The organism is Marinobacterium sp. xm-g-48 (assembly GCF_013282925.1).
Classification (GTDB): Bacteria; Pseudomonadota; Gammaproteobacteria; order Pseudomonadales; family Balneatricaceae; genus Marinobacterium_E.
In genome coordinates, this window is the sequence record NZ_WBYQ01000005.1 from 119,885 (window position 1) to 143,380 (window position 23,496).

Consider the following 23,496-nt stretch of genomic DNA (forward strand, 5'->3'; position numbering starts at 1 on the left):
GATGCAGTGGACTCGTTACATAAAGTTTGGAATTCCTATTGTTGTGGGAATTGCTGGAACTGCATTACTACTCAACGGCGTCAAACCACCAGAAAAGAGCGCATCGTTAATAGAACTCAAAGCGGTTAAATACTTAGTTGTTCAGCCCGAGGAAGCATTCTCAGAGATGTCGATTTCGGGAACAATTGAGGCAAGCGACAAATGGTCGGCTGTTGCACAGGTTAAAGGGGAAATTTACCGTTCTAATGACTCAATCGTTGAAGGACTTTGGGTTAATGCTGGTGATGTAATTCTAAAGATAGATCCTTTGGACTATGAGCTTGCTATTTCTCAAATTAGTGCTGAGTTGTCTGGTATTGAGTACGAGCTTTCACTTCTTAATACTGAGGCAGAAAACACTCGGCGGATCTTAGATTTAGAGCAGCGACAGCTTACCTTCGCAAAAGCAGATCTAGATCGAATCCAAAAGCTATATGCCAGCGGATCCGCAACACGTAAGCAATTAGATGATGTCCAAAGGGCCACTCTGACTTCGGAGAAAATAGTTACAGACATTAATAATGGCTTGTTACTTGTAGAACCTAAGAAGCAGAAGCTGTTAGCTCAAAAGCAAGCGTTAAGTATCTCACTAGACCGTGCACATAGGGATTTAGCTAGAACAGATATTATTGCGCCTTACCCACTTAGGATCTCAAAACTGCTTGTTGAAGACTATCAGGCTGTTAATGTTGGACAGCCGTTAATTGAAGGGATAGGCATTAAATCAGCCGATGTTACTGCACAAGTAAACATCGATAAGTTCAGAGATTTAATCGGTCTAAATACGCCACCTTCCACGCTGAATAATGAATTTGTAACAGATACATTAAATAAACTGGTTTCTGCTGAAGTGCGAACAGTTGGGAGCGTAAGCGAATCTTGGAAGGCAGAGATGATATCTGTTCGCACAGAGCTAGATAACCGAGCAAGAACACTTCAAATCGTAGTAAGGGTAGATGATCCATATTCGAGCCATTCAGCCGCTCAGAACTTCCCGCTGTTACCAAATCAACCCATTGAGTTGGTATTTAGAACAATTCAGCCCTCAAGTGTAATTACGATTCCATTATCTGCGATCCACCAAGATCAAGTTCTATTGCTAAATGAAGAGAATGAAATTGAGTTTCGAGAAGTCCAGCTTGGTCTCATGCAAGAGAACCAAGTGAAAATTATGAGCGGGCTTAAAGCGGGTGACAAATTGATACTCGACTCTCTTATAACAGCAATACCAGGACAAAAGTTTACTGGGATTGAGGTAGCGAAATGATTCGATGGTTTACATCTCATCCCACTGCAGCAAACTTACTTCTTTTAGTGTTTATAGCCGTTGGATCGTTTTCAGCACCAACTCTTCTACGAGAGACATTTCCAGACTTTCGCCCTGTCGAGGCAGAGGTATCGGTCGTTTATCGTGGCGCAACACCTTCAGATGTTGAAAAGAAAATATGTGAGCCCCTATGGGATGCCGTTCAATCAGTTGAATCACTGAGTGATTTTGTCTGTACAGCACAAAACAATTTAGCTCACGCTGTAGCGACTATGCAGCCAAGTGGTGATGCTGTTAGGTTTGTTAGCAATCTAAAAACTGAAATCTCGGCAATAGATTCATTTCCAACATTAGCTGAAGCTCCTGTTATTCGTGAACTTCATCGCACTGATTTAGTGGCCTCTGTCGCTGTATCTGGTGAGCTACCACTGGAACAACTTGATCACTACTCAAAGAATCTACAAGACCAATTAGCTTCACTCGATACTGTAGCTAAAGTCATTCGTTCTGGTGTAGGGGAGAGAACCTGGTCAATACAGGCTGATCCTCGTGTTTTGAAAGAGTACGGTTTAACAACCTCCTCTATCGCCAATGCACTTAAACAACACAGCATTAATGTTCCTGCTGGAACTCTTGAAGGAGAAAGCGGTGAATACAACATCAGATTTGACTCCGAAGCGCTATCTAAGAATGCCCTATTCAACCTACCCATTATCACCTTAACCAATGGTGCTGTGATCAATCTGAGTGATATCGCTAGCGTAGAGGAGCATTATGAGCCAGCGAGTAACGCAGCCTATTTAGATGGCGTTCCTGTCATCCTACTTGAAGTACACAAACCCCTGGATGCTGACGCTTTAAGATCTCTCGACGACCTAACAAATACGGTGAAAGCCGAGCAAAGCAGAGGTATTGGCTCGATTCACCTTGAAGTCGTTCAGGATGTAACTTCAATTATACGAGATCGATTAACAATGCTGGTTCAAAACGGCGTCGTTGGTCTAGTCCTTGTTGTACTCGTAATGAGCCTATTCTTCAGACCTGCTTATGCAGCATGGGCAGCAATGGGATTGCCTGTAGCGTTTCTAGGCGCCTTTGCATGGATGTCATTGACTGGTGAAAGTTTAAATATGATCACCGTAGTTGCGTTACTTATGGCTATAGGGATTGTTATGGATGATTCGATTGTATTATCCGACTCCATAGCAGTGCATTCTCATGGTAACGTGACTTTGAATTCAGTAGTTCAGGGCGTTGTAGCGGTTGCTCCAGGTGTAGTCTCTTCATTCCTTACAACTGTTTCTGTATTTTTGCCGTTATCATTTTTAGCAGGTGAGCTTGGCGCTGTACTTGAGGTACTTCCAGTCGTTCTTTTAGCTGCGTTAACAGCAAGCCTAGTTGAGGCTTTTTTCATACTTCCTCACCACCTAAAACAAAGCCTAACTAAATCGAATTATTCGCCCAACAAATTCAAAGTCCGCTTCGAAGAGATCTTTAATTCATTTAAAGAGCGGGGCGTTGGCAGGCTAGCAGACTGGGCTATTGATCATCGCTGGCTAGTTGTTGGAGTCGCTGTTGGATTATTGATCCTTACTATTGGAGCCCTAGGTTCAGGCGTAGTGAAGCGGGAAGCAATGCATGAAATTGATGGTGATGTAATTGAAGCACGAATTTTACTACCCATGGGGGTATCGCTCGGTAGAACTGAGGAAGCTGTCCGCCAGGTGGAAGAAGCCCTTGCGCGTGTGAATATCGAGCTAAAGTCTAAACAACCGCAACAACAGGACCTTGTGAAACGTGTGATAACTCGATTCGGAAGAAATTTATCTGTTGGAGAGAGCGGAAGTCATGTGGCTACGGTTTCAGCGGATCTATTATCTGCAGAGATTCGAGCTACAACGCTCGATGAACTCATTGAAATATGGAAACGTGAAATTGGGGTATTACCAGGCATCACATCCCTAATTATTACAGAGCCTGGTATTGGTCCGCAGGGTATAGCCGTAGAGCTAAGACTTTTCCATGAGGATTTGAATTTGCTTTCGAAGGCTTCGCAAGAGCTATTAAGTGAAGTAGAGAAGTACAATGGCGTATTAAACTCCAAACATGATCTAAATGTTGGCAAGCCTCAACTTGGCATGCAGATAACTTCTGACGGACAAGCTTTAGGCTTAACGCCATTAGCTATTGCTAATCAGTTGCGAGGAGCGTTTCTTGGCGAAACCCTTGATGATATTCGCGTTGGTGAACTCCAATACGCGATTGAAGTGAAGTTTGCAGATAACAGCACACAAGACATCAACGATCTGTTGGCTTTTGAGCTACAACTGAGTGATGGATCAACAGTTCTCTTACCTAATGTTGTCCAGCTTTATGAAACTAGAGAGTGGAGTTCAGTTACTCAACGAAATGGGGCAAGATCTGTAACAATTCAAGCGGATGTGGATGGCCGTATAGCCAATGCTGATGCCATTACTGCAGACATAAAGAAAAACCTGTTACCTAATATTCAATCAGAATACTCGGGTATTACGTTTGAAATAGCAGGGCAAGCAGCGAATTCGGCTGAAACTGTTGCCTCTATTCTTCGTGGGTTCTTGATTGGAATAGTAGGGGTATATCTAATTCTTTCATTCCAATTTAGGAGCTATGTTGAACCCTTGATAGTGCTCCTAACTATCCCAATGGCATTTCTTGGCGTTGTATGGGGTCACTATTTGATGGGGTACAATATATCTATGCCATCACTTGTTGGGGCAGCATCGCTATCAGGTATCGTTGTAAACAATGCAATACTGTTAATAGGCGTCATCAAAGAGAGAGTTTCTGATACCAAGTCGGTAATAGATGCTGCTAGCGAAGCCGTTCGCTCAAGATTTCGTCCTATTTTTGTTTCAGTTTCAACGACCATAATGGGAATGGCGCCATTACTCACGGAAACATCGACTCAAGCACAAACCCTTAAACCACTGGTGATTTCTGTTGTGTTTGGTTTGCTAGCATCAACAGTATTGGTCATGATTGTTGTTCCTTCACTATATGCAATTGTTAATGACCTGAAATCTAAGTCACCGACAAACTAAGAGACTATTTGTGGCTCTATTACAAATTGATGGATCCGTTACAGAAGAAAACAATACGAAGAGGCATCACCCTGCTTTTCTAAACGCAGCATTCAGGCCATTCTTCTTGCTTGGTGCTGCGTTTGGTGCATTAAGCATACCCGCATGGGCTCTTAGTTTTCTCGGTTTGATTAAGTTTGATTTCTATGGCGGTGCCTATGCGTGGCACCTTCATGAAATGCTATTCGGATTTTTTCCAGCAATCATGGTTGGGTTTCTCCTAACTGCTGTGCAAACCTGGACAAAGCGAAAATGCATTGAAGGATGGTGGTTAGCTGCTCTTGTACTGACATGGCTTCTAGGTCGTATAACACTTGCCTTTCAACCCGCCTTTTTTCGTGATTACACAATCGTTATAGATCTTCTCTTCTTGCCTGCCTGTGCTGGCTTTTTAGCGCGCCCGATACTGCAAGCCAAGATGTGGAGGAATCTCTTTTTTGTACCTATCCTACTTGTGATGGCGATGATGAATGCTGTCTTTCATTTTTCATTGTCGAGTGAGTCTATCGTTGATATCACCACTATTTCGCACGCCATGGTCATCCTTGCAGCGCTAGTAATGAGCATAATGGGGGGGCGAGTCTTTCCCATGTTCACAGCCAACGGAACAAAGACACCTCGGGTTAACTCGATTGGGTGGTTAGAGCAACTTTCGATTCTAAGCATTGTGATTGTGTTTATTACAACTTTGGCTCAAAACTTTGTACCGATCACTCTTAGCATTGCTGTTCTATTCGTGGCAGGGATTTCAAATCTATTTAGGGCTTTGCGATGGAGGCTATGGGTGACGTTGCAGGTCCCACTAGTATGGTCCTTACATCTTAGTTACTTAGCTATGAGTCTAGGTTTTATTCTACTCGCCTTGGCGAAAATGAATTTGATACCAAGTGTTTCATTTGGTTTTCATTCGATCACGGTTGGCGGGATGGGACTTATGATCTTATCGATGATATCGAGAGTTTCATTAGGGCATACTGGACGACTTATTAAGGCTAATGTTTGGGTTACTTGTTCCTTATTAGCCCTTAGTTTTGCTGCGATTGACCGCGTCACAGGGTCATTACTCGGCATGGAATATTCAATAGTTATAGCGTCATCAGCTCTACTTTGGAGTATAGGCTTTTTGATTTTTGTGTTTGCCTATACCAAAATCTTATTCACTGAAAACATGTCACGATAATGCTGAAATGACCTTTGAAACGTGGAGTGTAAATTTAACTTGAGTGTCTCAAATGGGTCGTGAGTAGCCGTCTGCGTTGTGCCGATAAGAAACAAAAAGGAGAGCTACTGCTCTCCTTCGTTGGTTTTAAATGCAATCAGTTAGCATTCAGCTTTAGCCAGATATCTTCTTTTCCCCGGCTGCGACACACTGGAATATTAGAGTGTTGATGGTCATAGGGCCAACGCCGCCTGGGACAGGAGTCAAAGCAGCAACACGACTCTCTAGTGGTGCAAGTTCGATATCACCCACACCGCCTGGGTGGTAGCCAGCATCGACAACGATGGCGCCATCTTTGATCCACTCTGCTTTAATGAATTCTGGGCGGCCAACCGCACCCACGACGATATCAGCCTGTTTGATAATGTCGGCTAGTCCTTGGGTGCGTGAGTGACAGATGGTCACAGTCGCATCAGCGTTTAACAGCATCATGCCCATCGGCTTGCCTAGAATAGGGCTGCGACCAACTACGACAGCGTTCTTACCTGAAAGCGGAATGTCATAAGCGTCTAGAAGACGCATAATGCCTTGTGGAGTTGCGGAGCCGTAGGCCTCTTCCTGCATCGCCATGCGACCGAAGCCAAGACAGGTGACACCGTCTACGTCTTTTTCTAGAGCGATGGCATCGAAACAGGCACGCTCATCAATCTGTTCTGGAACTGGGTGCTGAAGCAGGATGCCGTGACAGTTTGGATTACTGTTCAGCTCTTGGATTTTCTCTAACAGCTCTTCGGTGGTGGTCTCTGCACCCATCTCAACCGTGATTGATTCCATGCCGATACGTTTGCAGGCATTCTGCTTCATGCGCACGTAGGTTGCTGACGCTGGGTCAGCGCCTACCAAAATAGTGGCTAATGCAGGCGTTTGACCGCCGCTTTTCGCTTTAAGGTTTTCAACGCGTGTAGCGAGTTCAGCTTCGGTTTTTTTAGCAACGGCGCTGCCATCAAGAATCAGTGTGGTCATGGTTTTCCTGTGGTTGGGGTCTAGCAAATTGAATTGTGCGGATTCTATCACTACTGATCGAATTTTGCTCGATCAGCTCTCTCATTTAGGGCTTTTGCGGGTGATCTTATCAAGCATGCCCATTGCCACTGCTGAGATAACAAAGGTTAGATGAATGACGACGTACCAGAGCAGTTTATCGTTATCGATGTTGCTCGCATTCATAAAGACCTTAAGTAAGTGGATTGAAGAGATGGCAACAATGGAGGCGGCGACTTTGTTCTTCAGAGAGTTGGTATCGAGTGTGCCAAGCCATTCGAGCTTTTCTGTCGATTCACGAATATCGAGGCGCGAGACAAAGTTTTCATAGCTTGTAAACATGACCATGACGATCAATCCCGAGACTAACGCGATATCAATAAGAGAGAGAATGATCAAAATGAGATCAGCCTCTGGTAGAACCGTCACATCGGTCAGGACGTGTATCACTTCTTGGAAAAACTTAATGGCCAATGCGACCAGGGCTAAGCTAAGTCCTAAGTAAATGGGCGCTAAAATCCAGCGAGTTGAATACATCAAGCGCTCAATAAAACGTTCAGCCACGGTGCAATCCTTAATGAGTTAAATGGTGTCGTGTCGTGCGATCCGCTTCCGACGGAGTTGGCAGTTGAAGCGGTGCGTTCTTGGAACTCAACAGTTGAGCCGCTTCGCGCTGTTCACCCAGCTGTAGGTAGAGCTCGGTTAGTTCGATCAACGTCTGTGCCTGATGGTTGAGTTCGAGTGATTTTCTGTAGTGCGTTAACGCGGCTCCCCATAACTGAGCGCGACGAGATAGACGTGCCAGAACCAGTTCTACCGCCGCATTGTCAGGCTGCTGTTTTAACCAGCCTTTAGCCGTTTTGATCATGGAATCTGGATCATCACAGGGCAGTTCGCTGAAGCGAACCGCTAGATCGTTATCCCAGTGTTTAGCTAACCACTTAATGATCTGCGAGCAGGCATCTGCTGTTTCGTTTAGGGCGGTTAGCTGGCCAATGTAAGCGCGGCGAACTTCTGGATCTTGTTGTGCTTCGTAACTCAGATCTTCCCAACACTGATCTAGCGCAGTACGAGACGTCTCTTCTAGATTGTTCAATTTAGAGAGAGCGGCTGTGCGTCTTAAAGTTTGTATGTCGCTGCTGTTTAAAACCTTGCGCTTTTGCAGGCTCGGTAGCATTGGCAGTAGCGCGTTCCAATCGCGTTTCGCACTCAGCAACGCCGCTTTTTCACGATCTACAGCGGTTGAGTTTGAGCGCTCTTTTGCAAGTCTGCTGAGCAGTTCGCCAGCCCTCTCATGGTGACCTGATTTAACGTCAAAACGTACCTGCTCGAGTTGAAGGCGTAACTCTGACTCAGGTGACTCTTTAGCCGCTTTGATAAGAATGCGGTGCGCCTCTTTTTCATCCCCTTGCTCTGCCGCGCATCGAGCCGCTTCTAAATAGAATAGGGCAGGAGTTCGACTGAGTTCTGCAGCTTGGATAAACAGGCGGCGAGCTTTCCATAGGTCACCATCCAGTTCCGCTTCCAGCGCTTGATTGGATTTTGTGCCGGCTTTTCTATCACCGCGCGCTTCGCTCCAGCGGCGGAGCTTCTCGGCAGGTGAGCGCCAATTCGAGAATAGATTGAATAGCCAGTGGGTCAATGTGAACAGCAGAACCACCGCGATCAGAAGCACCCACAGACTGGTCTCAATGGAGACCTGTTGGTAGGCAATCAAGACATATCCACTGTCTTTCATCATGGCCTGCCCGACCCAAGCACCTACTAATAGTAGGAGTGAGAGTAGGATTAAAAAGCGTCTCATTACTCTGCCTCCCTGCGCAGGTTAGCTATCTCTTTTTGATGCTGCTGCAGAGCCTTCAATGATCCCGAGATGTCCGGAATCGTTGGCGACACATTCAGGGTTGTTAGTTCCGCTAGGGATTGGATTAGAACACTGGTTGTGTAGTTATCCTTATCAAAGTACTGCATCAACAGAGACTGCGCGCGTGACAAGCTGGTTGTGAATACAGACTGCTGTTGACGTAATAGCGCCAGTTGCGCCTGTTCTAACAACATCTGGATATTTTGGCGAAGGTAGTGACCTTGATCCGGTGATAGGATCGGCTCTACCGGCTGATCGTGTCGTTGAATAACGATCAGCGACTCAAGTTTGCTGATCGCTTTGGCAAAACCATTGGTGATGTTCTGCTGTGTCTCTGCATCTACCTGCTCAGAAATGACGTTGTCGATCAGCTCAGGCAGTTGGCGTTGTTGCTCTAAGGTGAGTGTGGGTAAGTCTTTACTACGCTCAATCAGTGCTGCAACTCGAAGGTAGGTACCTTCTATGTCCAAATTGGGTACTGATTCGAGTTTCGAGATATCACTGGCAAGGCTTTGGCGCAGTGGGTATAGGCTGACATCATCCAGCTCTTTAAGAATGGTGTCGGTACTGCGCAAGAGGGCCAGTGCACCTTCGGCGCGGTTCTCCATCAAGATGCGTTGGTTCGCTAAGCGTAATAGATACTCAGCCTCAGCTAGGCGCCAGTCACTCTCTGATCGTTCACGACCGGCTTCGACCTGTTTGATGGCATCACTTAGGCGTTCTTGTAGAGTGGCGATTTCGGCCGTTTGTGCCACTTTTTCCGCTTGGATCTGTTGGAAGCTCTCAGTCAGCTCGGCAACTGCTGCATTGGCATCATTGACCGCTGCAGTGGCTTCCAGCTGTTGAGCGGCACTGCGCTGATTAAAGCGCTCTTCGAGTTGGGTGAGTTTTTGCTGGGCCAGGTAACCGCCAGCACCCACCGCCCCAAGAGCAACCAGACTGATGATCGTAGCTAGGATTGCTGACGCGCTTTTTTTGGCTGGGCCAGTCTCTTTTACATCAGAGGTCTCTTTCAATTCGGAGCTATCTTCAGCCTGATCGCTGGCCGTCTCTTCTACCTTTGACTCTACAACTTCAGCTTCGAGAATCTCGGCATCTTCTACTTGATCGATTTGATTCTCTTTATCGGAGTGACTCATCGCTCTATTCCTTTATTGAAATCGCTGCTCTAAGGCCGCGATCATGGCACTGTCATCAGCACCGTCTGCGACTGTGATATCGGTAAAACCTAAGGTATTTCCCAGATCGGCAACACGCTGACTGGGAACAAAAATGGGTGTATCGGCAAACATGCCCCACTCATCGGCAAGCTTCGCTAAATGCTCTAACGCTTCGCCACTACTAATGAGTATAGCGCCTGGTGCCTGTTTAAAACATTCTGAAAGTTCAGCGTCACTGTATTCAGGCATTTGACGTTGATAGAGACTGATCGTTTCGACCTTTGCACCACGCTCGGCTAAGGTCTCTTCTAGGAGTGTTCTACCGCCTACGCCTTTGAATATTAGGATTCGTTCTCCTAAAGGTTGGGCAAATGCAGGCAGTGTTAACAGGGCTTCTGAATCGAGTCCTTCATTAGTGGCGGCATGAATCTCATAACTGGCCAGTTCATCAGACGTCCCTTTGCCGATGGCGTGCCACTGCACCCCAATAGGCAGTTGAGGCCAGAGTTGATCGAGTAGGTCAATGGCAATTCTGGCCGCATTTCGGCTGACAACGATGACGTGTTGATAGAGGTCGAGATCCAGTAGTTTGCTTTGCAGACCAGGGGTGGATGGGTTCTCTAGATCTTCAGGAATGATCTCTAGAAGCGGCAGTGGAATAGGCGTAAAGCCTCTCTCTTTCAGGGCAGACGTTAGCGCGCCCTGCATGGCTGCCGGGCGCGTGGTTAGTACGCTGGGTTTAGCCGCGCTCGGCATACACCTGCTCTAGAATCTCACCGGCACCTGCTGCAAGGAGCTTTTCAGCTAACTCAATTCCCAAGGCTTCGGCACTCTCTTTGTGACCGCGAATCTCATCGCGCAATACCAGTGTGCCATCAGGGCGACCGACTAGGCCGCGTAACCAGAGTTGATCGCCTTCCAGTTCGGCATAGCAACCGATTGGAACCTGACAGCCGCCCTCAAGGCGTTTGTTCATGGCGCGTTCGGCAATAACACGAGCAGCCGTTTCGTCGTGGTTCAGTGGTGCTAACAGAGCCTGAGTCTCTAGATCATCCATTCGACACTCGATGCCGACTGCGCCTTGGCCACCGGCGGGAAGACTCTCGGTAGAGTCGATTTGATGTTTAATGCGATCTTTCAGCTCAAGGCGAATCAGTCCGGCTGATGCTAGGATAATGGCGTCATATTCACCGGCATCGAGTTTTCCAAGGCGGGTTTGAACATTGCCACGCAAGGTTTTGATCTCTAAATCAGGACGGCGTTCACGCAGTTGCACCTCGCGACGAAGCGATGAGGTACCCACCACAGCCCCCTGCGGCAGTTCATCAAAGTGGTTGTAAGTGTTGCTGACAAACGCATCGGTGGGTGTTTCGCGCTCACAGATGACAGACAATCCTAGACCTTCTGGAAACTCCATCGGTACATCTTTCATAGAATGCACGGCGATATCGGCACGCCCTTCCAGCATGGAGACTTCTAACTCTTTAACAAACAGGCCTTTACCACCGATTTTAGCGAGAGGGGTATCCAAAATCTTATCGCCGCGGGTCACCATAGTAACTAGCTCAACGTTAAGATCGGAATGTAGCTCTTCAAGACGGGCTTTTACGAATTCTGCTTGCCATAAAGCGAGTAAGCTTTGGCGAGTCGCAATGCGGAGTGTGCGTGACATGAAACTTCCAAATAGAGATCTTTTTTTCGAATTTTCTAAGTGTATCAGATGTCTCTACTAAATTGAGCGTCCGGACGGGTTATTAGATCGGCTGAGAGTGCTATAATCGCGCCACTATTTTATGCGGTGTCATCCACCGAGACAGTTTCAAGAGAGGTAAATGAGATGAGTGATCAAACGAACCAGCAGTGGGGTGGTCGTTTTAGTGAGGCAACCGATGCGTTTGTGGCTCGATTCACAGCCTCTGTTGATTTTGATCAGCGTCTCTATCGCCAAGACATTCAGGGCTCTATTGCGCATGCACGCATGCTGACCAAAGTGGGTGTTCTGACTGAAGATGAGCGCGATGCAATCATTAAAGGTCTGGGTGAGATTCGCATTGAGATTGAACGTGGTGAGTTCGAATGGTCTGTTGCACTGGAAGATGTGCACATGAACATTGAAGCGGCACTGACTAAGAAGATTGGCATTACCGGTAAAAAGCTGCATACCGGACGTTCGCGTAACGACCAAGTAGCGACCGATATCCGCCTCTACATGCGTGATGAGATTGACCAGATACTGTCTGAAATCACGCGTCTGCAAGCGGGTCTTTTGGATCTGGCTGAGCGCAATGCTGACACAATCATGCCTGGCTTCACTCACCTGCAAACGGCACAACCTGTTACCTTTGGTCACCACCTGTTGGCCTGGTACGAGATGCTTTGTCGTGATTACGAGCGTTTTGCGGATTGTCGTAAGCGTGTCAATGTGATGCCACTCGGTGCCGCGGCTTTGGCCGGTACGACCTACCCAATCGATCGTCACTACACTGCAGAGCTTCTAGATTTTACGATGCCAGCTCGCAACTCATTAGATGCTGTGTCAGATCGTGATTTCGCGATTGAATTCTGTGCTGCTTCAAGCGTGTTGCTGATGCACATGACTCGTATGTCAGAAGAGTTGGTGCTTTGGACCTCTGCACAGTTCAACTTTATCAATCTTCCAGATCGCTTCTGCACCGGCTCTTCAATCATGCCACAGAAGAAGAACCCAGACGTGCCTGAGCTGGTACGTGGTAAATCGGGCCGTGTTTACGGACATCTGATGTCGTTGCTGACGTTGATGAAGTCACAACCGCTGGCGTACAACAAAGACAACCAAGAGGATAAAGAGCCTTTGTTTGATGCTGTCGATACGGTTCAAGGCTGTCTGCGCGCGTTTGGTGATATGGTGCCTGCGATTGAGGCTCGTCCTGAAGAGATGCGCGAAGCGGCTCGCCGTGGTTTCTCTACCGCAACGGACTTGGCTGACTACCTAGTGCGTGCAGGTGTTGCCTTTCGTGATGCCCATGAAATCGTTGGGCTGTCGGTGGCTTATGGTATTAAAACAGGCAAAGATCTATCCGATATGACTCTTGAAGAGCTACGTCAGTTCTCAGATCAGATTCATGAAGATGTCTTCGAAGTGCTAACCCTCGAGGGCTCGGTGGCCGCTCGTGACCATATTGGCGGTACGGCACCTAACCAAGTTCGATTGGCGGTTGCGGCGGGTCGAAACGAGTTGGCGCAACGCGCTGAGTAATATTCGGCGATCCTAAGCAAAAAAAAACTGCCTACGGGCAGTTTTTTTGTTTTAGGGTCTCGTTAGGCGAAGGTGATGTCGACCATCAGATCGGATGCGATCTCTTCAAGTGCTGCTTGTACGCTGTCTAAATCAACGCTTTTCGGTACTTGCAGTTCACCTTTGGCTTTAAACAAAAGCTCAGATGACATAGAGCCGGGTGTCAGTTCGGTTTCTAAACTGGCGAGGTTAACGCCCAGTAGCGACAAGGTATTGGAGATATCACGAACGATACCCTGTTTGTCATGTCCAACCAGATCAAGGGTCACGGTTTCATACTCGGTTGCACTCTCTTGACTGTTGCTGACTTCACAAGAGACGCGAATGCCTTGCTCTTTTAGGTCATCTAATGCGCGAGTTAAACCGTCCAAGTTTGCGGCAGGTACATCAACCACCACAACGCCCGCGAATTTACCCGCCAGTTGCGATAGACTGGATTCAGACCAGTTGCCTTGGTGCTCTGAGATGGCTGCAGAGATAAGGTTTACTAGTCCTGGTTTATCATCAGCAATAAAGCTGAGCACTAAAGATTTCATTGTTGTCGCTCCACAGATAGGATGCTCTAAAGCATGATCGTTACTAGGTTTGTCTCAAAGACTAGCACTTTGTTTGGCAAGAGTGCATAACTGATGGATATTTTTGCGGCCCTCTGGCCTGTCTTCGCACTTCTGTTGTTAGGTGTGTTGATCAATCGAATCCAGTTCGTTGATCACGACTTTTGGAACGGCGCAGAGAAGATCATCTACTACCTATGCTTCCCAGCCCTGTTAGTGACACGGCTCGCCGCGGCTGACTTTAATGGCAGTGAATCTCTGGTGTTGATTGAAGCGGTACTGCTACTTCTAGCGCTAGGCTCGCTGTTCTTACTCGCTTTGCAGAAGCTTTTCAAATTCAGTGCGGCTTCATTTACTTCGGTTTACCAAGGCGGACTGCGTTTTAACACCTACATCACACTGGCTATTGCGGCGAGCCTGATTCCCAGTAAGGGGTTAGTGATTGCGGCGATCATCGCCTCCGTCATGATTCCTCTACTCAATCTACTCTGCGTGTTGGTCTTTGCCCTCTACAGCGATAAACGCCCCTCTGTTTTAACTGTGTTGAAGCAGATATTAAGTAATCCCCTGATTGGTGCCTGTCTGCTGGGCTTGGCGTTGAACCTCTCTAAGTTGGGCATACCTTCTCTCGTCACACCGGTGTTGGAGCTGTTGGCTCAGGTTGCCTTACCGCTGGGTCTGTTGGCGGTGGGTGCGGGAATCAATTTAAAGGCGATGCGATCTTCAGGTTTGCCATTGATGATGGGCGTTGCTGCTCGATTAATCGTTATGCCGCTATTGGCATTGGCGGTTGGCGCGATGCTTAAACTCTCATCAGAGTCACTGCTGATTTTTATGGTGTTTGCGTCGGTACCAACGGCTTCAGCGGCCTATATTCTTGCAAAACAGCTGAATGGAGATGCCCCCTTAGTTGCAAATATTCTCTCTGCACAGACTCTGTTATCGATGCTGACATTGCCGGTGGCGCTATCCTTGCCGAGCCTGATTTTGTGAATTGATATTAATTTTGAAATTTTTTTGAACTTATTTTGAACTTTTTTCTGATGCTGAGGTCTTACTTAATAAGCCTCCTAGTTTCAGTTCAAAATATGAAAATGAAACAATCTCCAGACCTATTGCTGCTACTCACGGTTACCTTAGTAACCGGAGTTGCAGTGACCGGGTTGATCCAATCGATCTAAACTCACTCTTTAAGCAATATAGCGTCTCTTTTCAGTCGCAATGCCGTGCATAGGAACATCCCAAGGTTGTATCGGTAGTTGCTCAACCTTTTGCAGGTCGTGTGCCACGCCAATGAGTTTAGGGCCGTGCATGAACCCTTTTTTCTGTGTGAATTCGAAGGTTCGATCGTAGTAACCGCCCCCCATGCCCATGCGTCCACCTTGCTGATCAAATGCAACCAGCGGCATCAGTACTAGATCCACTGCCCAGGCAGGAGAGTGTGAGCGCTTTAATTTTGGCTCCCAAATCTTGTAGCGATTTTGGTTCATTGAGGTGTTGGGTTGATATTGAGTAAACCAGAGTCGATTGTGTCGAACCGGATGCAGTACCGGCAGGTAGACCGATTTCTTAAGTTTCCAACACAACTTGATGAGCGGTTGAAGATCGATTTCACCATCGTTAGCTAGGTAAACGGCAATGCGTTTAGCGCGATGAAAGTAGGGGGCTTTTCTTAGTTGGTGAACTAATGAGAGTGCAGCACGCTTCTGCTGTTTACTGGAGAGCGCACGACGTGCTCGACGTTTCTCAAGACGAATGGTTTTTCTATCTTCGATACTGAGCATAGAGAAAAGACCCCAGGATGCCGGTGGTGTTCTTGGCCCTGAACCCGAAGGTTCAGAGTGGATACGAGTATAAATATATTAGGCTTTCCGCACGCGGACATGCTCACAATACCTATTCCCCGCATCCGGGAAAATGATTATCGGCTCGAGGGACTTGAACAACTGTCGAACATCCCAGGGTTGAGTTAATTATAACCCTATGAAGCCGCTATTAAAGGGTTTAAGACCGGAAAAACTATGAAAATTTTGCAAGCGTCGCGTCGATCTTATCGATCAACTGCTTGGATTCATCGTTTGAGCTCGCTTCGGCTTTTGATGAGTTCAAATTGTCATAACTCAGGTTGAGGGCCGCCATCACTGCGATACGTTCCATGCCCAGTAGTTTGCCGCTGCTGGAGATCTCACGCATTTTCTCGTTCAAGTTTTCTGCTGCAGCAATAAGGCCTGCCTCAGCGCCGGCTGGGCAGCTAAGTGTGTACTCTTTATCAAGAAGGGCAACGGTCAGTGTGTTACTCATGAGCTTTTCTCCAAAACACGAAGGCGATTTAGCATCGATTCAACACGACTACGGGTGCCCTCATGTATTTTGAGTAGCTGAGCACGCTCCTCTTTCAACTTCAGGTTCTGTGTCTGTAAGTGACGATTCTGCTCATCCAACTTTTGTACCAACTCGATCAATTGATCAACTTTGGTGGCGAGCGTTGATGGGTTTGCTTCTGACATTGACTGCCTCGAACGTTTTGAATTCCGACCATATTAGCAGGCAGTTGCATTGGGTCAATGTTCTGCATAGCTCCAAAGGCCGCAAAGTGCTAGGATCATCCCCAATAAATGCTCTTGAAAGCGGTCGTCTTAAACGCCCTCTGAATAGCATCTGAACCTTTATTTCTACCGTAATAAGTGAGAGTCGATGAGCGCGCCAGATTTTGATCAACTAGCCAATTTAATGATTGAAGAGGGGGCTATCGCCTTTTCACCCTCTGAGTTACATGGCGCGATCGTTGGGCAGCTCACCGCCGCTAAACGTTTTGATAAAGCGAGTCTTGAGGCGTTTTGTGTCACTCAAATGGATATCACTCGTATCGCTCTTGAGAGCAGCAGCGAAAAGTTGATGGCACTCTACACCCAGATTTTAGAACAGCTGGAATCATCCGCTTTTGAGTTGGCCATTTTACTACCGGATGATGAGCAACCTCTGGCTGAGCGTGCAGAGCAGTTAGGCCTTTGGGTGACTGGGTTCCTAGCAGGTTTTGGCATGGCGATTGGCGATCAAGGGCAACATCTCTCTAATGATGCGCAAGATGGTCTTAAAGATCTGGTGCAAATTGCGCAAATTGAGGCGGACGGCCAGGCCGAAGAGGACGAGAATCTCCTGATGGAGGTGGAAGAGTACGTTCGTATGGCTGCCATGCTGCTATTTAGTGAATGTAATAAAGCGGAGTCTACTGAGTCTGATAAACCGGTAATGCACTGATGAAAATTGATCTCTCAATCTACAAAGAGCGTCGAGCTAAACTGCTCTCTGAGTTACCTGACAATTCGGTCATGATTATCGCTGCGGCCTCTTTGGTCAGCCGCAACGCCGACGCTGAGTTTCCGTTTAGGCAGTCGAGTGATTTCTACTACCTTACGGGATTTAATGAACCGGATGGTTTGTTGCTGCTTAAGCCAAGTTCAGATCAGCCGGTGGTACTGTTCTGTCAGCCACGTGATCCTGAAATGGAGATCTGGACTGGTTACCGAGCAGGTCCAGAGGGTTGCATTGAGACCTTTGGCGCGGATGCTGCATACAATCTTTCAGAGATTGATCAACAGCTTCCCAGCCTAATCGATGGCGTTGATCAGCTGTTCTACCCGTTAGCACGCGATGCTGCATTGGACTCCCGGGTAAAAGGTTGGATTCAGGATCTGGCTAAACGTGTTCGAGCGGGCGCTGAAGTTCCCAAGGCTTTGAGTGATTCAGATCCTATTTTGCATGAGATGCGTCTGTTTAAATCCGATGCTGAGATCGCCATCATGCAGCGAGCGGCCGATATCTCTGCAGAGGCTCATGTTAAAGCGATGCAGCAGTGCCGGGTTGGCATGAATGAGTACCAACTGGAAGCGATTATTCAGAGTCACTGCATGGCTGAGGGTGCTCGTTTTCAAGCTTACACGCCTATTGTGGCGGCAGGGAAAAATGCCTGTATTCTTCACTACATCGACAACGATCAGACCATTAATGAGGGTGATCTCATTCTGATAGATGCAGGTTGTGAATTGGATAACTATGCCAGTGACATTACCCGGACTTTCCCTGCTAACGGCCAGTTCAGCGAAGAGCAGCGTGCCATCTATCAGTTGGTCTTAGACGCCAACAAAGCCTGCATTGACGCGGTCAAACCGGGTTGTAATTGGGACTCTCTGCATCAGTTGTCTGTCGAAATATTGACTAAAGGGTTGGTTGAGCTCGGTTTGCTGTCGGGTGAGGTGGATCAGTTAATTGAATCGGGCGCTTATCGTCGATTCTATATGCACCGCATTGGGCACTGGTTAGGTATGGATGTTCATGATGTTGGCTCCTACCGTGTCGAGGGTGAGTGGCGAGAGCTTTCGCCTGGCATTGTTACGACCATTGAGCCGGGTCTCTACATCGCCCCCGATGATCACACCGTCGAAGAGCGCTGGCGCGGCATCGGTGTTCGCATCGAAGATGATGTTTTGGTAACAGAAGAGGGTGCGCGAGTTTTAACCTCTGCAGTACCCAAAGAGATTGATGAGATAGAGGCATTGATGCGCCGTGCATGAATCGCAGTTTGATCTAATCATTTGTGGTGGTGGCATGGTGGGCGCCAGTTTAGTCGCTGCGTTAATGCCTTCTGCCAAATCCTTAGGTCTTAAGATCGCTCTTGTTGAGCAGAGCCCTATGCAGGCTAAGCCCAATCCTCAGTTTCAGCCCAGCTTTGATGCTCGCTCAACCGCATTGGCTTATGGATCCCGAACCGCCTTTGAATCTATGGGTGTGTGGGAGCTGCTCTATGAACACCTCACTCCCATCGATCGGATCCATGTTTCTGACCGAGGACGTTGGGGTCAAACGACCATGAGTGCTGAGCAGGAGCGCGTCGACGCACTGGGCTATGTTGTCGAGAACCACTGGTTAGGTCAGGTGTTAATGAGTTCGGTGCTGGCCGCGCGTGATCAGGTCGAACTCTTTTCGCCGGCGACCGTTGAATCGGTTGAGTGGGTGGAGGGTCAGCGTCATGTGGTGATAGATCAAGATGGTGAGTCGATAACCTTAACAGCACCACTGGTGGTCATGGCGGATGGTGGACGTTCTGAGCTAAGACAGCGTATGGGTATTGAGTATCGCCAGACCCCCTATCATCAGCATGCACTCATTGCCAACCTAGAGGTCGATCGCCCTCATGATGGCGTTGCTTATGAACGTTTTACCGAAAATGGTCCTATTGCTCTGCTTCCGATCGAAGATCACGAAGGGCGCCACCGTATGGGGTTGGTTTGGACGCTGTCTGACGATCAGGTCAATTCCCGCATGGAGCAGATCGATCAGCAATTTTTGGCCGATCTTCAACAAGCCTTTGGCTATCGCGCCGGTCGCCTGATTGGAGTGGGTGAGCGATTCTCCTACCCACTGCATTTAACCTTGGCTGATGAGCAGGTTCGCCGTGGTTTGGTGGTTCTTGGTAATGCCGCTCATGCTCTGCACCCCATTGCAGGTCAGGGGTTCAACCTAGCCTTGCGCGGTGTTTGTGAGTTAGCGGAGCGGATTATTCTGGCCAAGCAAGCGGGCCAAGATATTGGTGCATTAGCCATGTTGGAGGAGTTCATTGACGGGCGTCGAAAAGATCAAAGTCGTACGATCGGGTTTGGCGACTCTGCATTGAAAATCTTTAGCTCTACTAATCCGGCTCTCCGTTTGGGGCGAAGCTTGGCATTGCAAACCCTAGACTTAATTCCATCGGCACGCACTCTATTGGCGAGGGCTGCGATGGGCTTGGATACCCCAGCGGCGAGGTTAAAGTCTAATGACTGATAGGAGTGCTATTCGCTCAGTGGACGTTGCCATTGCTGGCGCAGGTATGACTGGCTTGGCTGCAGCGATTCAACTGGCGGATCTTGGTTTGAAGGTTGAGGTGTTGGATCAGTTTGGTATGGATCTGTCGACCATTGATGATCAGGCTGCTCAACTCATGCAGGGGGCTTTTGATTCTCGTGTGAGTGCTCTCACACTGGCCTCTGTCGAGTTACTGAAATCCTTGGGGGCTTGGTCGCATATTCTTGGCTGGCGCGCAGAACCCTATGAGAAAATGCATGTTTGGGACGGTGAAACGCGTGGCGAGGTCGATTTTGACTGTTTTGATATTCACGAGAAGCAGTTGGGCTTTATCGTAGAGAATCGCCTGATTGTTTTAGGTCTATTAAAAGCGGCACTTGATCGTGCAAATCTTAAGCTCAATTTCGCCTCACGTATTAAAACACTGGGGCGATTCCAAGAGTCTAGTCGACTCATAGAGCTCGAAGATGGTGATCTTTTGTCTGCGCAGCTCGTGGTGGGTGCTGACGGTGCCCACTCCAATACACGTAAGCAGTTGGGTCTGGCTACGCATGAGTGGGACTATGGTCAGCACGCTGTCGTCGCAACGCTTGAGATGACTCAGCCTCATCAACACACCTGTTGGCAGCGGTTTACAGAGGATGGCCCTCTTGCACTGCTCCCTCTTAAGACCGCAAGCGCCCATCATGTCTCGTTGGTCTGGTCGACCTCGCCTAAACATGCAGCAGAACTATTAGAGATGGATCAGGATGCCTTTTGTGCAGCCGTCAGCTTTGGTTCGCGTGATGTGTTGGGCCGAGTGGCGTCGGCAACTGGTATTCAAAAGGTTCCGTTAAGACAGCGTCACGCCAAGCACTATGCTGTTGAGGGAGGAGTACTGATCGGCGATGCTGCACACACGATCCACCCGCTTGCAGGGCAGGGTGTCAATTTAGGTTTTTTGGACAGCGCTGCGCTCAACGACGTGATTGCTCAGGCACAGATGCGTCGTGAGCCGATCGGTGATGCGAAGGTGTTAAAGCGTTATGAGCGTTCAAGGCAGATGAGTAACCTGCGCATGAGCGCGGTGATGGAAGGGTTTAGGCGTCTATTTGCTCCACAACCAGCTCCGATCGAATGGGCGCGCAGTGTTGGTATGCGTCTTTTCAATCGCGTTGAGCCAATTAAGCAGCACATTATGTCAGAAGCGATGGGCCTTTCCGGCGATCTACCGACTCGGATGCGACGAGCAGCGTCGGCAAGCGTTGATCAAAGATTGAACTAAACCCATTTTAGGGTAAACTTCTTGTCCCTTTTTGAAACTCCGCAGAGAAGCGGAGTTTATTGATTGAATAACAGGACTGTAAATGGGACACAAAACTCCACTCTATGAGTTGCACGCATCAATGGGCGGTAAGCTTGTCGATTTCGGCGGTTGGGATATGCCATTGCACTATGGTTCTCAGCTAGAAGAGCACAATATCGTGCGCCAAGATGCAGGTATGTTCGATGTGTCGCACATGACCATTGTTGACGTATCAGGTCAGGAATCACGTAAGTATCTTCAATATCTTGTGGCTAATGATGTCGCGCGTTTAGAAGTTAAAGGTAAGGCGCTCTATACAGCCATGCTCAATGAGCAGGGCGGCATTATCGATGATCTTATTATCTACTTGATGACTGATAAGAGCTCTTCTAACGAGTGGTACCGCTTGGTGGTTAACTGTGCGACGCGTGAGAAAGATTTGGCCTGGATGGCGGATCGAGCGATCGGTTTTGATGTGACGTTAAATGAGCAACCTGAGTTGGCCATGGTCGCTGTGCAGGGTCCTAAGGCGCGTGCAAAAGTCGCTGCGCTTCTTGGTGGATCGCGTGAGCAGGCCATTAACGAACTATCGGTCTTCCAAGGGTTTGAGTCGGAAGGGTGGTTTATTGCCCGCACCGGTTATACCGGCGAAGATGGCCTTGAGATCATGGTGCCTGATGATGAAGTTGCTCAGTTTTGGTCTGCACTGGCTGAAGCGGGTGTCGCACCTTGTGGCTTAGGTGCGCGTGATACGCTTCGCCTGGAGGCGGGTATGAATCTATACGGCAGCGATATGACCGATTCTGTGACTCCGTTAGAGTCCGGCATTGCATGGTCGGTGGCGTTTGAACCATCTGATCGACAGTTTGTCGGTCGTGAGGTTCTTGATCAGCAAAAAGCGAATGGCGGCTACGATAAGTTAGTGGGCTTGGTGCTTGAAACAAGAGGTGTCTTAAGAGGGCATCAGCGTGTTATTGTTGACGGTGTTGGTGAGGGTGAAATTACCAGTGGTACATTCTCCCCAACCTTAGGCTTCTCGGTCGCTCTGGCTCGAGTGCCTGCCGGTACTGGTGCTGCTGCGAAAGTTGAAATGCGTGGAAAAGAGATCGACGTTCGAGTCGTCCGTCCGTCTTTCGTCCGCAACGGCAAAAAAGTTTTTGAATAATCAGATCAGGTGATAAAAGATGAGTAACGTTCCTGGCGAATTGAAGTATGTAAGCAGCCACGAGTGGATCCGTGTTGAGGGTGATGGCACTGTAACGATTGGTGTTACAGACCACGCGCAAGAAGCACTGGGCGATGTGGTATTTGTTGAGTTGCCTGACATCGATGCAGAGGTGTCTGCTGGTGATGACGCAGGTGTGGTTGAGTCTGTAAAAGCAGCATCTGATATCTATGCACCGGTTAGCGGTGTTGTCGTTGCGGTTAACGATGATCTTGAAGATGCACCAGAGATGGTTAACAGCGACCCTTATGGTGATGGCTGGTTCTTCAAACTTAAACTGACTGATGAGAGTGAATTGGATGACCTTCTAAGCGCTGACGAATACTCAGCTGCTTGCGAAGAAGAGTAATCTGATCTGACTAAAACCCCGGTTGGCTTGAAAGTTTCAATGCCAACCGGGGTATTTTTATTTTTGGTAATCGCTAGATGAAAGCAAAATCTTTAGTTCTACAGCAGGGTGCAGATCGCCGTCTTCGTGGAGGACACGTCTGGATCTACAGTAATGAGGTGGACAATAAAGCCTCACCCCTGAAAAATTTTGAGGTGGGAGAGCAGGTCCAGGTTGTAGATTCCCAAGGTCGCCCAAGAGGCAGTGCGATTATCAACCCCAATACCTTGATCTGTGGTCGTCTGTTTAGTCGTGATCCAGAGCAAGAGCTCGATCGCTCGCTGATTGTGCACCGTCTCAACATCGCACTGTCTTTGCGCGAGATGAGTTTTGATCAGCCCTGCTACCGCTTAGTGTATGGCGATTCGGACGGTCTACCTGGCCTAGTGATCGATCGATACTACGATATCTTTGTGATACAGATTTCGACGGCAGGGATGGAGAAGGTTCAGCATCATGTGATTGATGCCTTGAACAAGGTCTTTATGCCGGCCGCCATTGTGTTGCGTAATGACGGTAAGTTCCGTGAAACCGAAGGTCTTGAGGCCTACGTTGAGGTGGTTCAAGGTGAAGTCGGCGATCTGTCACCACTGTCTGAAAATGGCGTTAACCTAGTTGCACCCCTGTTGACGGGGCAAAAAACAGGTTGGTTCTACGATCACCGTGAAAACCGAGCACGTATGCAGACGATGGTGAAGGGTAAAAAGGTCCTTGATCTGTTCAGTTATGTGGGTGGCTGGGGTGCTCAAGCACTGGCTGCCGGCGCGTCTGAAGTGGCCTGTGTTGATGCGTCTGCAGGCGCACTGGAAGTGGCTGAAGAGAATGCGCGTCTACAAAATGCTCTGCCGAAATTTAGAGCTCTGCAAGGCGATGCCTTCGATATCTGTAAAACACTGGTAGCTGATAAAGAGCGCTTTGATGTGGTGATCGTCGATCCACCTGCCTTTATTATGCGCAAAAAAGACATTCGTAATGGTGAGCGTGCTTATGCACGTATCAACAACTTTGCGATGCGTCTGCTGAAGCGTGGTGGTGTGTTGGTATCGGCATCATGCTCAATGCACCTGCAGACAGACCGTCTAGTCGATATGCTACGGACCAACAGTCGTGAGCTGGATCGTCAGGGGCAAATTTTCGCACAGGGCTATCAGGGAGCGGATCACCCTATTCACCCAGCGATTCCTGAAACTGAGTATCTGAAAGCTTATTTCATGCGCTTATTGGCGAATGAGTGATCAGAATTTATGGAAGAGAAAAACGGAGCCCTAGCTCCGTTT

General features: G+C 48.2%; 22 protein-coding genes and 1 other RNA gene. 12 read left to right on the forward strand and 11 right to left on the reverse strand.

All coding sequences use genetic code 11. The features are described from left to right. Position 1 precedes the first annotated feature (1 nt). From XMG48_RS09135 to XMG48_RS09145, 3 genes are read left to right on the forward strand one after another with little or no spacing between them, the layout of a single operon-like run. Complete coding sequence (locus XMG48_RS09135) at positions 2 to 1,306, forward strand: efflux RND transporter periplasmic adaptor subunit (RefSeq protein ID WP_173481761.1); 1,305 nt, start codon at positions 2 to 4, stop codon at positions 1,304 to 1,306. Continuing rightward, positions 1,303 to 4,389 (forward strand): efflux RND transporter permease subunit, encoded by a 3,087-nt coding sequence (locus XMG48_RS09140; protein WP_173481762.1) that lies wholly within the window; start codon positions 1,303 to 1,305, stop codon positions 4,387 to 4,389. The genes XMG48_RS09135 and XMG48_RS09140 overlap by 4 nt, the downstream gene beginning before the upstream one ends. A gap of 10 nt (positions 4,390 to 4,399) precedes the next feature. Further along, complete coding sequence (locus XMG48_RS09145; RefSeq protein WP_217363688.1) at positions 4,400 to 5,608, forward strand: NnrS family protein; 1,209 nt, start codon at positions 4,400 to 4,402, stop codon at positions 5,606 to 5,608. A gap of 153 nt (positions 5,609 to 5,761) precedes the next feature. Here the strand turns inward: XMG48_RS09145 and folD are convergent, their stop codons facing one another. From folD to hemC, 6 genes are all read right to left on the reverse strand, one after another. After that, the gene (folD, locus tag XMG48_RS09150; RefSeq protein ID WP_173481763.1) at positions 5,762 to 6,610 is read right to left on the reverse strand and encodes a bifunctional methylenetetrahydrofolate dehydrogenase/methenyltetrahydrofolate cyclohydrolase FolD; all 849 of its coding nucleotides are present in this window, start codon (positions 6,608 to 6,610) and stop codon (positions 5,762 to 5,764) included. Positions 6,611 to 6,691: 81 nt separating this feature from the next. Further along, entirely contained in the window at positions 6,692 to 7,192 is a 501-nt protein-coding gene (locus XMG48_RS09155; protein ID WP_173481764.1) for a TIGR00645 family protein, read from the reverse strand. 10 nt (positions 7,193 to 7,202) lie between these two features. After that, positions 7,203 to 8,432: a heme biosynthesis HemY N-terminal domain-containing protein gene (locus XMG48_RS09160; protein WP_173481765.1), complete on the reverse strand. Its 1,230-nt coding sequence runs from the start codon at positions 8,430 to 8,432 to the stop codon at positions 7,203 to 7,205. Then, a complete protein-coding gene (locus XMG48_RS09165) occupies positions 8,432 to 9,631 on the reverse strand; it encodes a uroporphyrinogen-III C-methyltransferase (RefSeq protein ID WP_173481766.1) in 1,200 nt (399 codons plus the stop codon). The genes XMG48_RS09160 and XMG48_RS09165 overlap by 1 nt, the downstream gene beginning before the upstream one ends. Positions 9,632 to 9,643: 12 nt before the next feature. Beyond that, entirely contained in the window at positions 9,644 to 10,408 is a 765-nt protein-coding gene (locus XMG48_RS09170; protein WP_173481767.1) for a uroporphyrinogen-III synthase, read from the reverse strand. After that, complete coding sequence (gene hemC / locus XMG48_RS09175; RefSeq protein WP_173481768.1) at positions 10,392 to 11,324, reverse strand: hydroxymethylbilane synthase; 933 nt, start codon at positions 11,322 to 11,324, stop codon at positions 10,392 to 10,394. The genes XMG48_RS09170 and hemC overlap by 17 nt, the downstream gene beginning before the upstream one ends. A 165-nt stretch (positions 11,325 to 11,489) precedes the next feature. Here hemC and argH point away from each other — a divergent pair, with 165 nt between their 5' ends. Next, entirely contained in the window at positions 11,490 to 12,887 is a 1,398-nt protein-coding gene (gene argH, locus XMG48_RS09180) for an argininosuccinate lyase (RefSeq protein ID WP_173481769.1), read from the forward strand. A 62-nt stretch (positions 12,888 to 12,949) separates the two neighbouring features. Here argH and XMG48_RS09185 read toward each other — a convergent pair whose 3' ends face one another. Beyond that, on the reverse strand, positions 12,950 to 13,462 hold the full coding sequence (locus XMG48_RS09185) for a glycine cleavage system protein R (RefSeq protein ID WP_173481770.1): 513 nt from the start codon (positions 13,460 to 13,462) through the stop codon (positions 12,950 to 12,952). Between the two features lie 93 nt (positions 13,463 to 13,555). Between XMG48_RS09185 and XMG48_RS09190 the strand changes: the two genes are divergently transcribed. Continuing rightward, a complete protein-coding gene (locus XMG48_RS09190; RefSeq protein ID WP_173481771.1) occupies positions 13,556 to 14,473 on the forward strand; it encodes an AEC family transporter in 918 nt (305 codons plus the stop codon). 197 nt (positions 14,474 to 14,670) lie between these two features. Here XMG48_RS09190 and XMG48_RS09195 read toward each other — a convergent pair whose 3' ends face one another. The 4 genes from XMG48_RS09195 to XMG48_RS09210 all read right to left on the reverse strand — a co-directional run bounded on the left by XMG48_RS09195 (position 14,671) and on the right by XMG48_RS09210 (position 15,987). Then, complete coding sequence (locus XMG48_RS09195; protein ID WP_173481772.1) at positions 14,671 to 15,264, reverse strand: 5-formyltetrahydrofolate cyclo-ligase; 594 nt, start codon at positions 15,262 to 15,264, stop codon at positions 14,671 to 14,673. 5 nt (positions 15,265 to 15,269) lie between these two features. Further along, positions 15,270 to 15,448, reverse strand: a non-coding RNA gene (ssrS, locus tag XMG48_RS09200) — 6S RNA. Positions 15,449 to 15,499: 51 nt separating this feature from the next. Continuing rightward, entirely contained in the window at positions 15,500 to 15,781 is a 282-nt protein-coding gene (locus XMG48_RS09205; RefSeq protein WP_173481773.1) for a cell division protein ZapA, read from the reverse strand. After that, a complete protein-coding gene (locus XMG48_RS09210; protein WP_173481774.1) occupies positions 15,778 to 15,987 on the reverse strand; it encodes a TIGR02449 family protein in 210 nt (69 codons plus the stop codon). Before XMG48_RS09210 ends, XMG48_RS09205 begins: the two co-directional genes overlap by 4 nt. Positions 15,988 to 16,174: 187 nt before the next feature. Between XMG48_RS09210 and XMG48_RS09215 the strand changes: the two genes are divergently transcribed. The 7 genes from XMG48_RS09215 to XMG48_RS09245 all read left to right on the forward strand — a co-directional run bounded on the left by XMG48_RS09215 (position 16,175) and on the right by XMG48_RS09245 (position 23,454). Beyond that, entirely contained in the window at positions 16,175 to 16,738 is a 564-nt protein-coding gene (locus XMG48_RS09215) for a UPF0149 family protein (protein WP_173481775.1), read from the forward strand. After that, on the forward strand, positions 16,738 to 18,051 hold the full coding sequence (pepP, locus tag XMG48_RS09220; RefSeq protein ID WP_173481776.1) for a Xaa-Pro aminopeptidase: 1,314 nt from the start codon (positions 16,738 to 16,740) through the stop codon (positions 18,049 to 18,051). Before XMG48_RS09215 ends, pepP begins: the two co-directional genes overlap by 1 nt. Continuing rightward, positions 18,044 to 19,300, forward strand: coding sequence for a 2-octaprenyl-6-methoxyphenyl hydroxylase (gene ubiH, locus XMG48_RS09225; protein ID WP_371731461.1), 1,257 nt, complete (start codon positions 18,044 to 18,046; stop codon positions 19,298 to 19,300). Before pepP ends, ubiH begins: the two co-directional genes overlap by 8 nt. Further along, positions 19,293 to 20,585, forward strand: a complete 1,293-nt coding sequence (locus tag XMG48_RS09230) for a UbiH/UbiF/VisC/COQ6 family ubiquinone biosynthesis hydroxylase (protein ID WP_173481777.1) — start codon at positions 19,293 to 19,295, stop codon at positions 20,583 to 20,585. The genes ubiH and XMG48_RS09230 overlap by 8 nt, the downstream gene beginning before the upstream one ends. An 82-nt stretch (positions 20,586 to 20,667) precedes the next feature. Further along, positions 20,668 to 21,771 carry a glycine cleavage system aminomethyltransferase GcvT gene (gene gcvT / locus XMG48_RS09235; protein WP_173481778.1) on the forward strand — a complete coding sequence of 368 codons (1,104 nt, stop codon included), beginning with the start codon at positions 20,668 to 20,670 and terminating at the stop codon, positions 21,769 to 21,771. Between the two features lie 19 nt (positions 21,772 to 21,790). Then, positions 21,791 to 22,180, forward strand: a complete 390-nt coding sequence (gene gcvH, locus XMG48_RS09240) for a glycine cleavage system protein GcvH (protein WP_173481779.1) — start codon at positions 21,791 to 21,793, stop codon at positions 22,178 to 22,180. A gap of 77 nt (positions 22,181 to 22,257) precedes the next feature. Further along, on the forward strand, positions 22,258 to 23,454 hold the full coding sequence (locus XMG48_RS09245; RefSeq protein ID WP_173481780.1) for a class I SAM-dependent rRNA methyltransferase: 1,197 nt from the start codon (positions 22,258 to 22,260) through the stop codon (positions 23,452 to 23,454). The last annotated feature ends 42 nt before the right edge of the window (positions 23,455 to 23,496 follow it).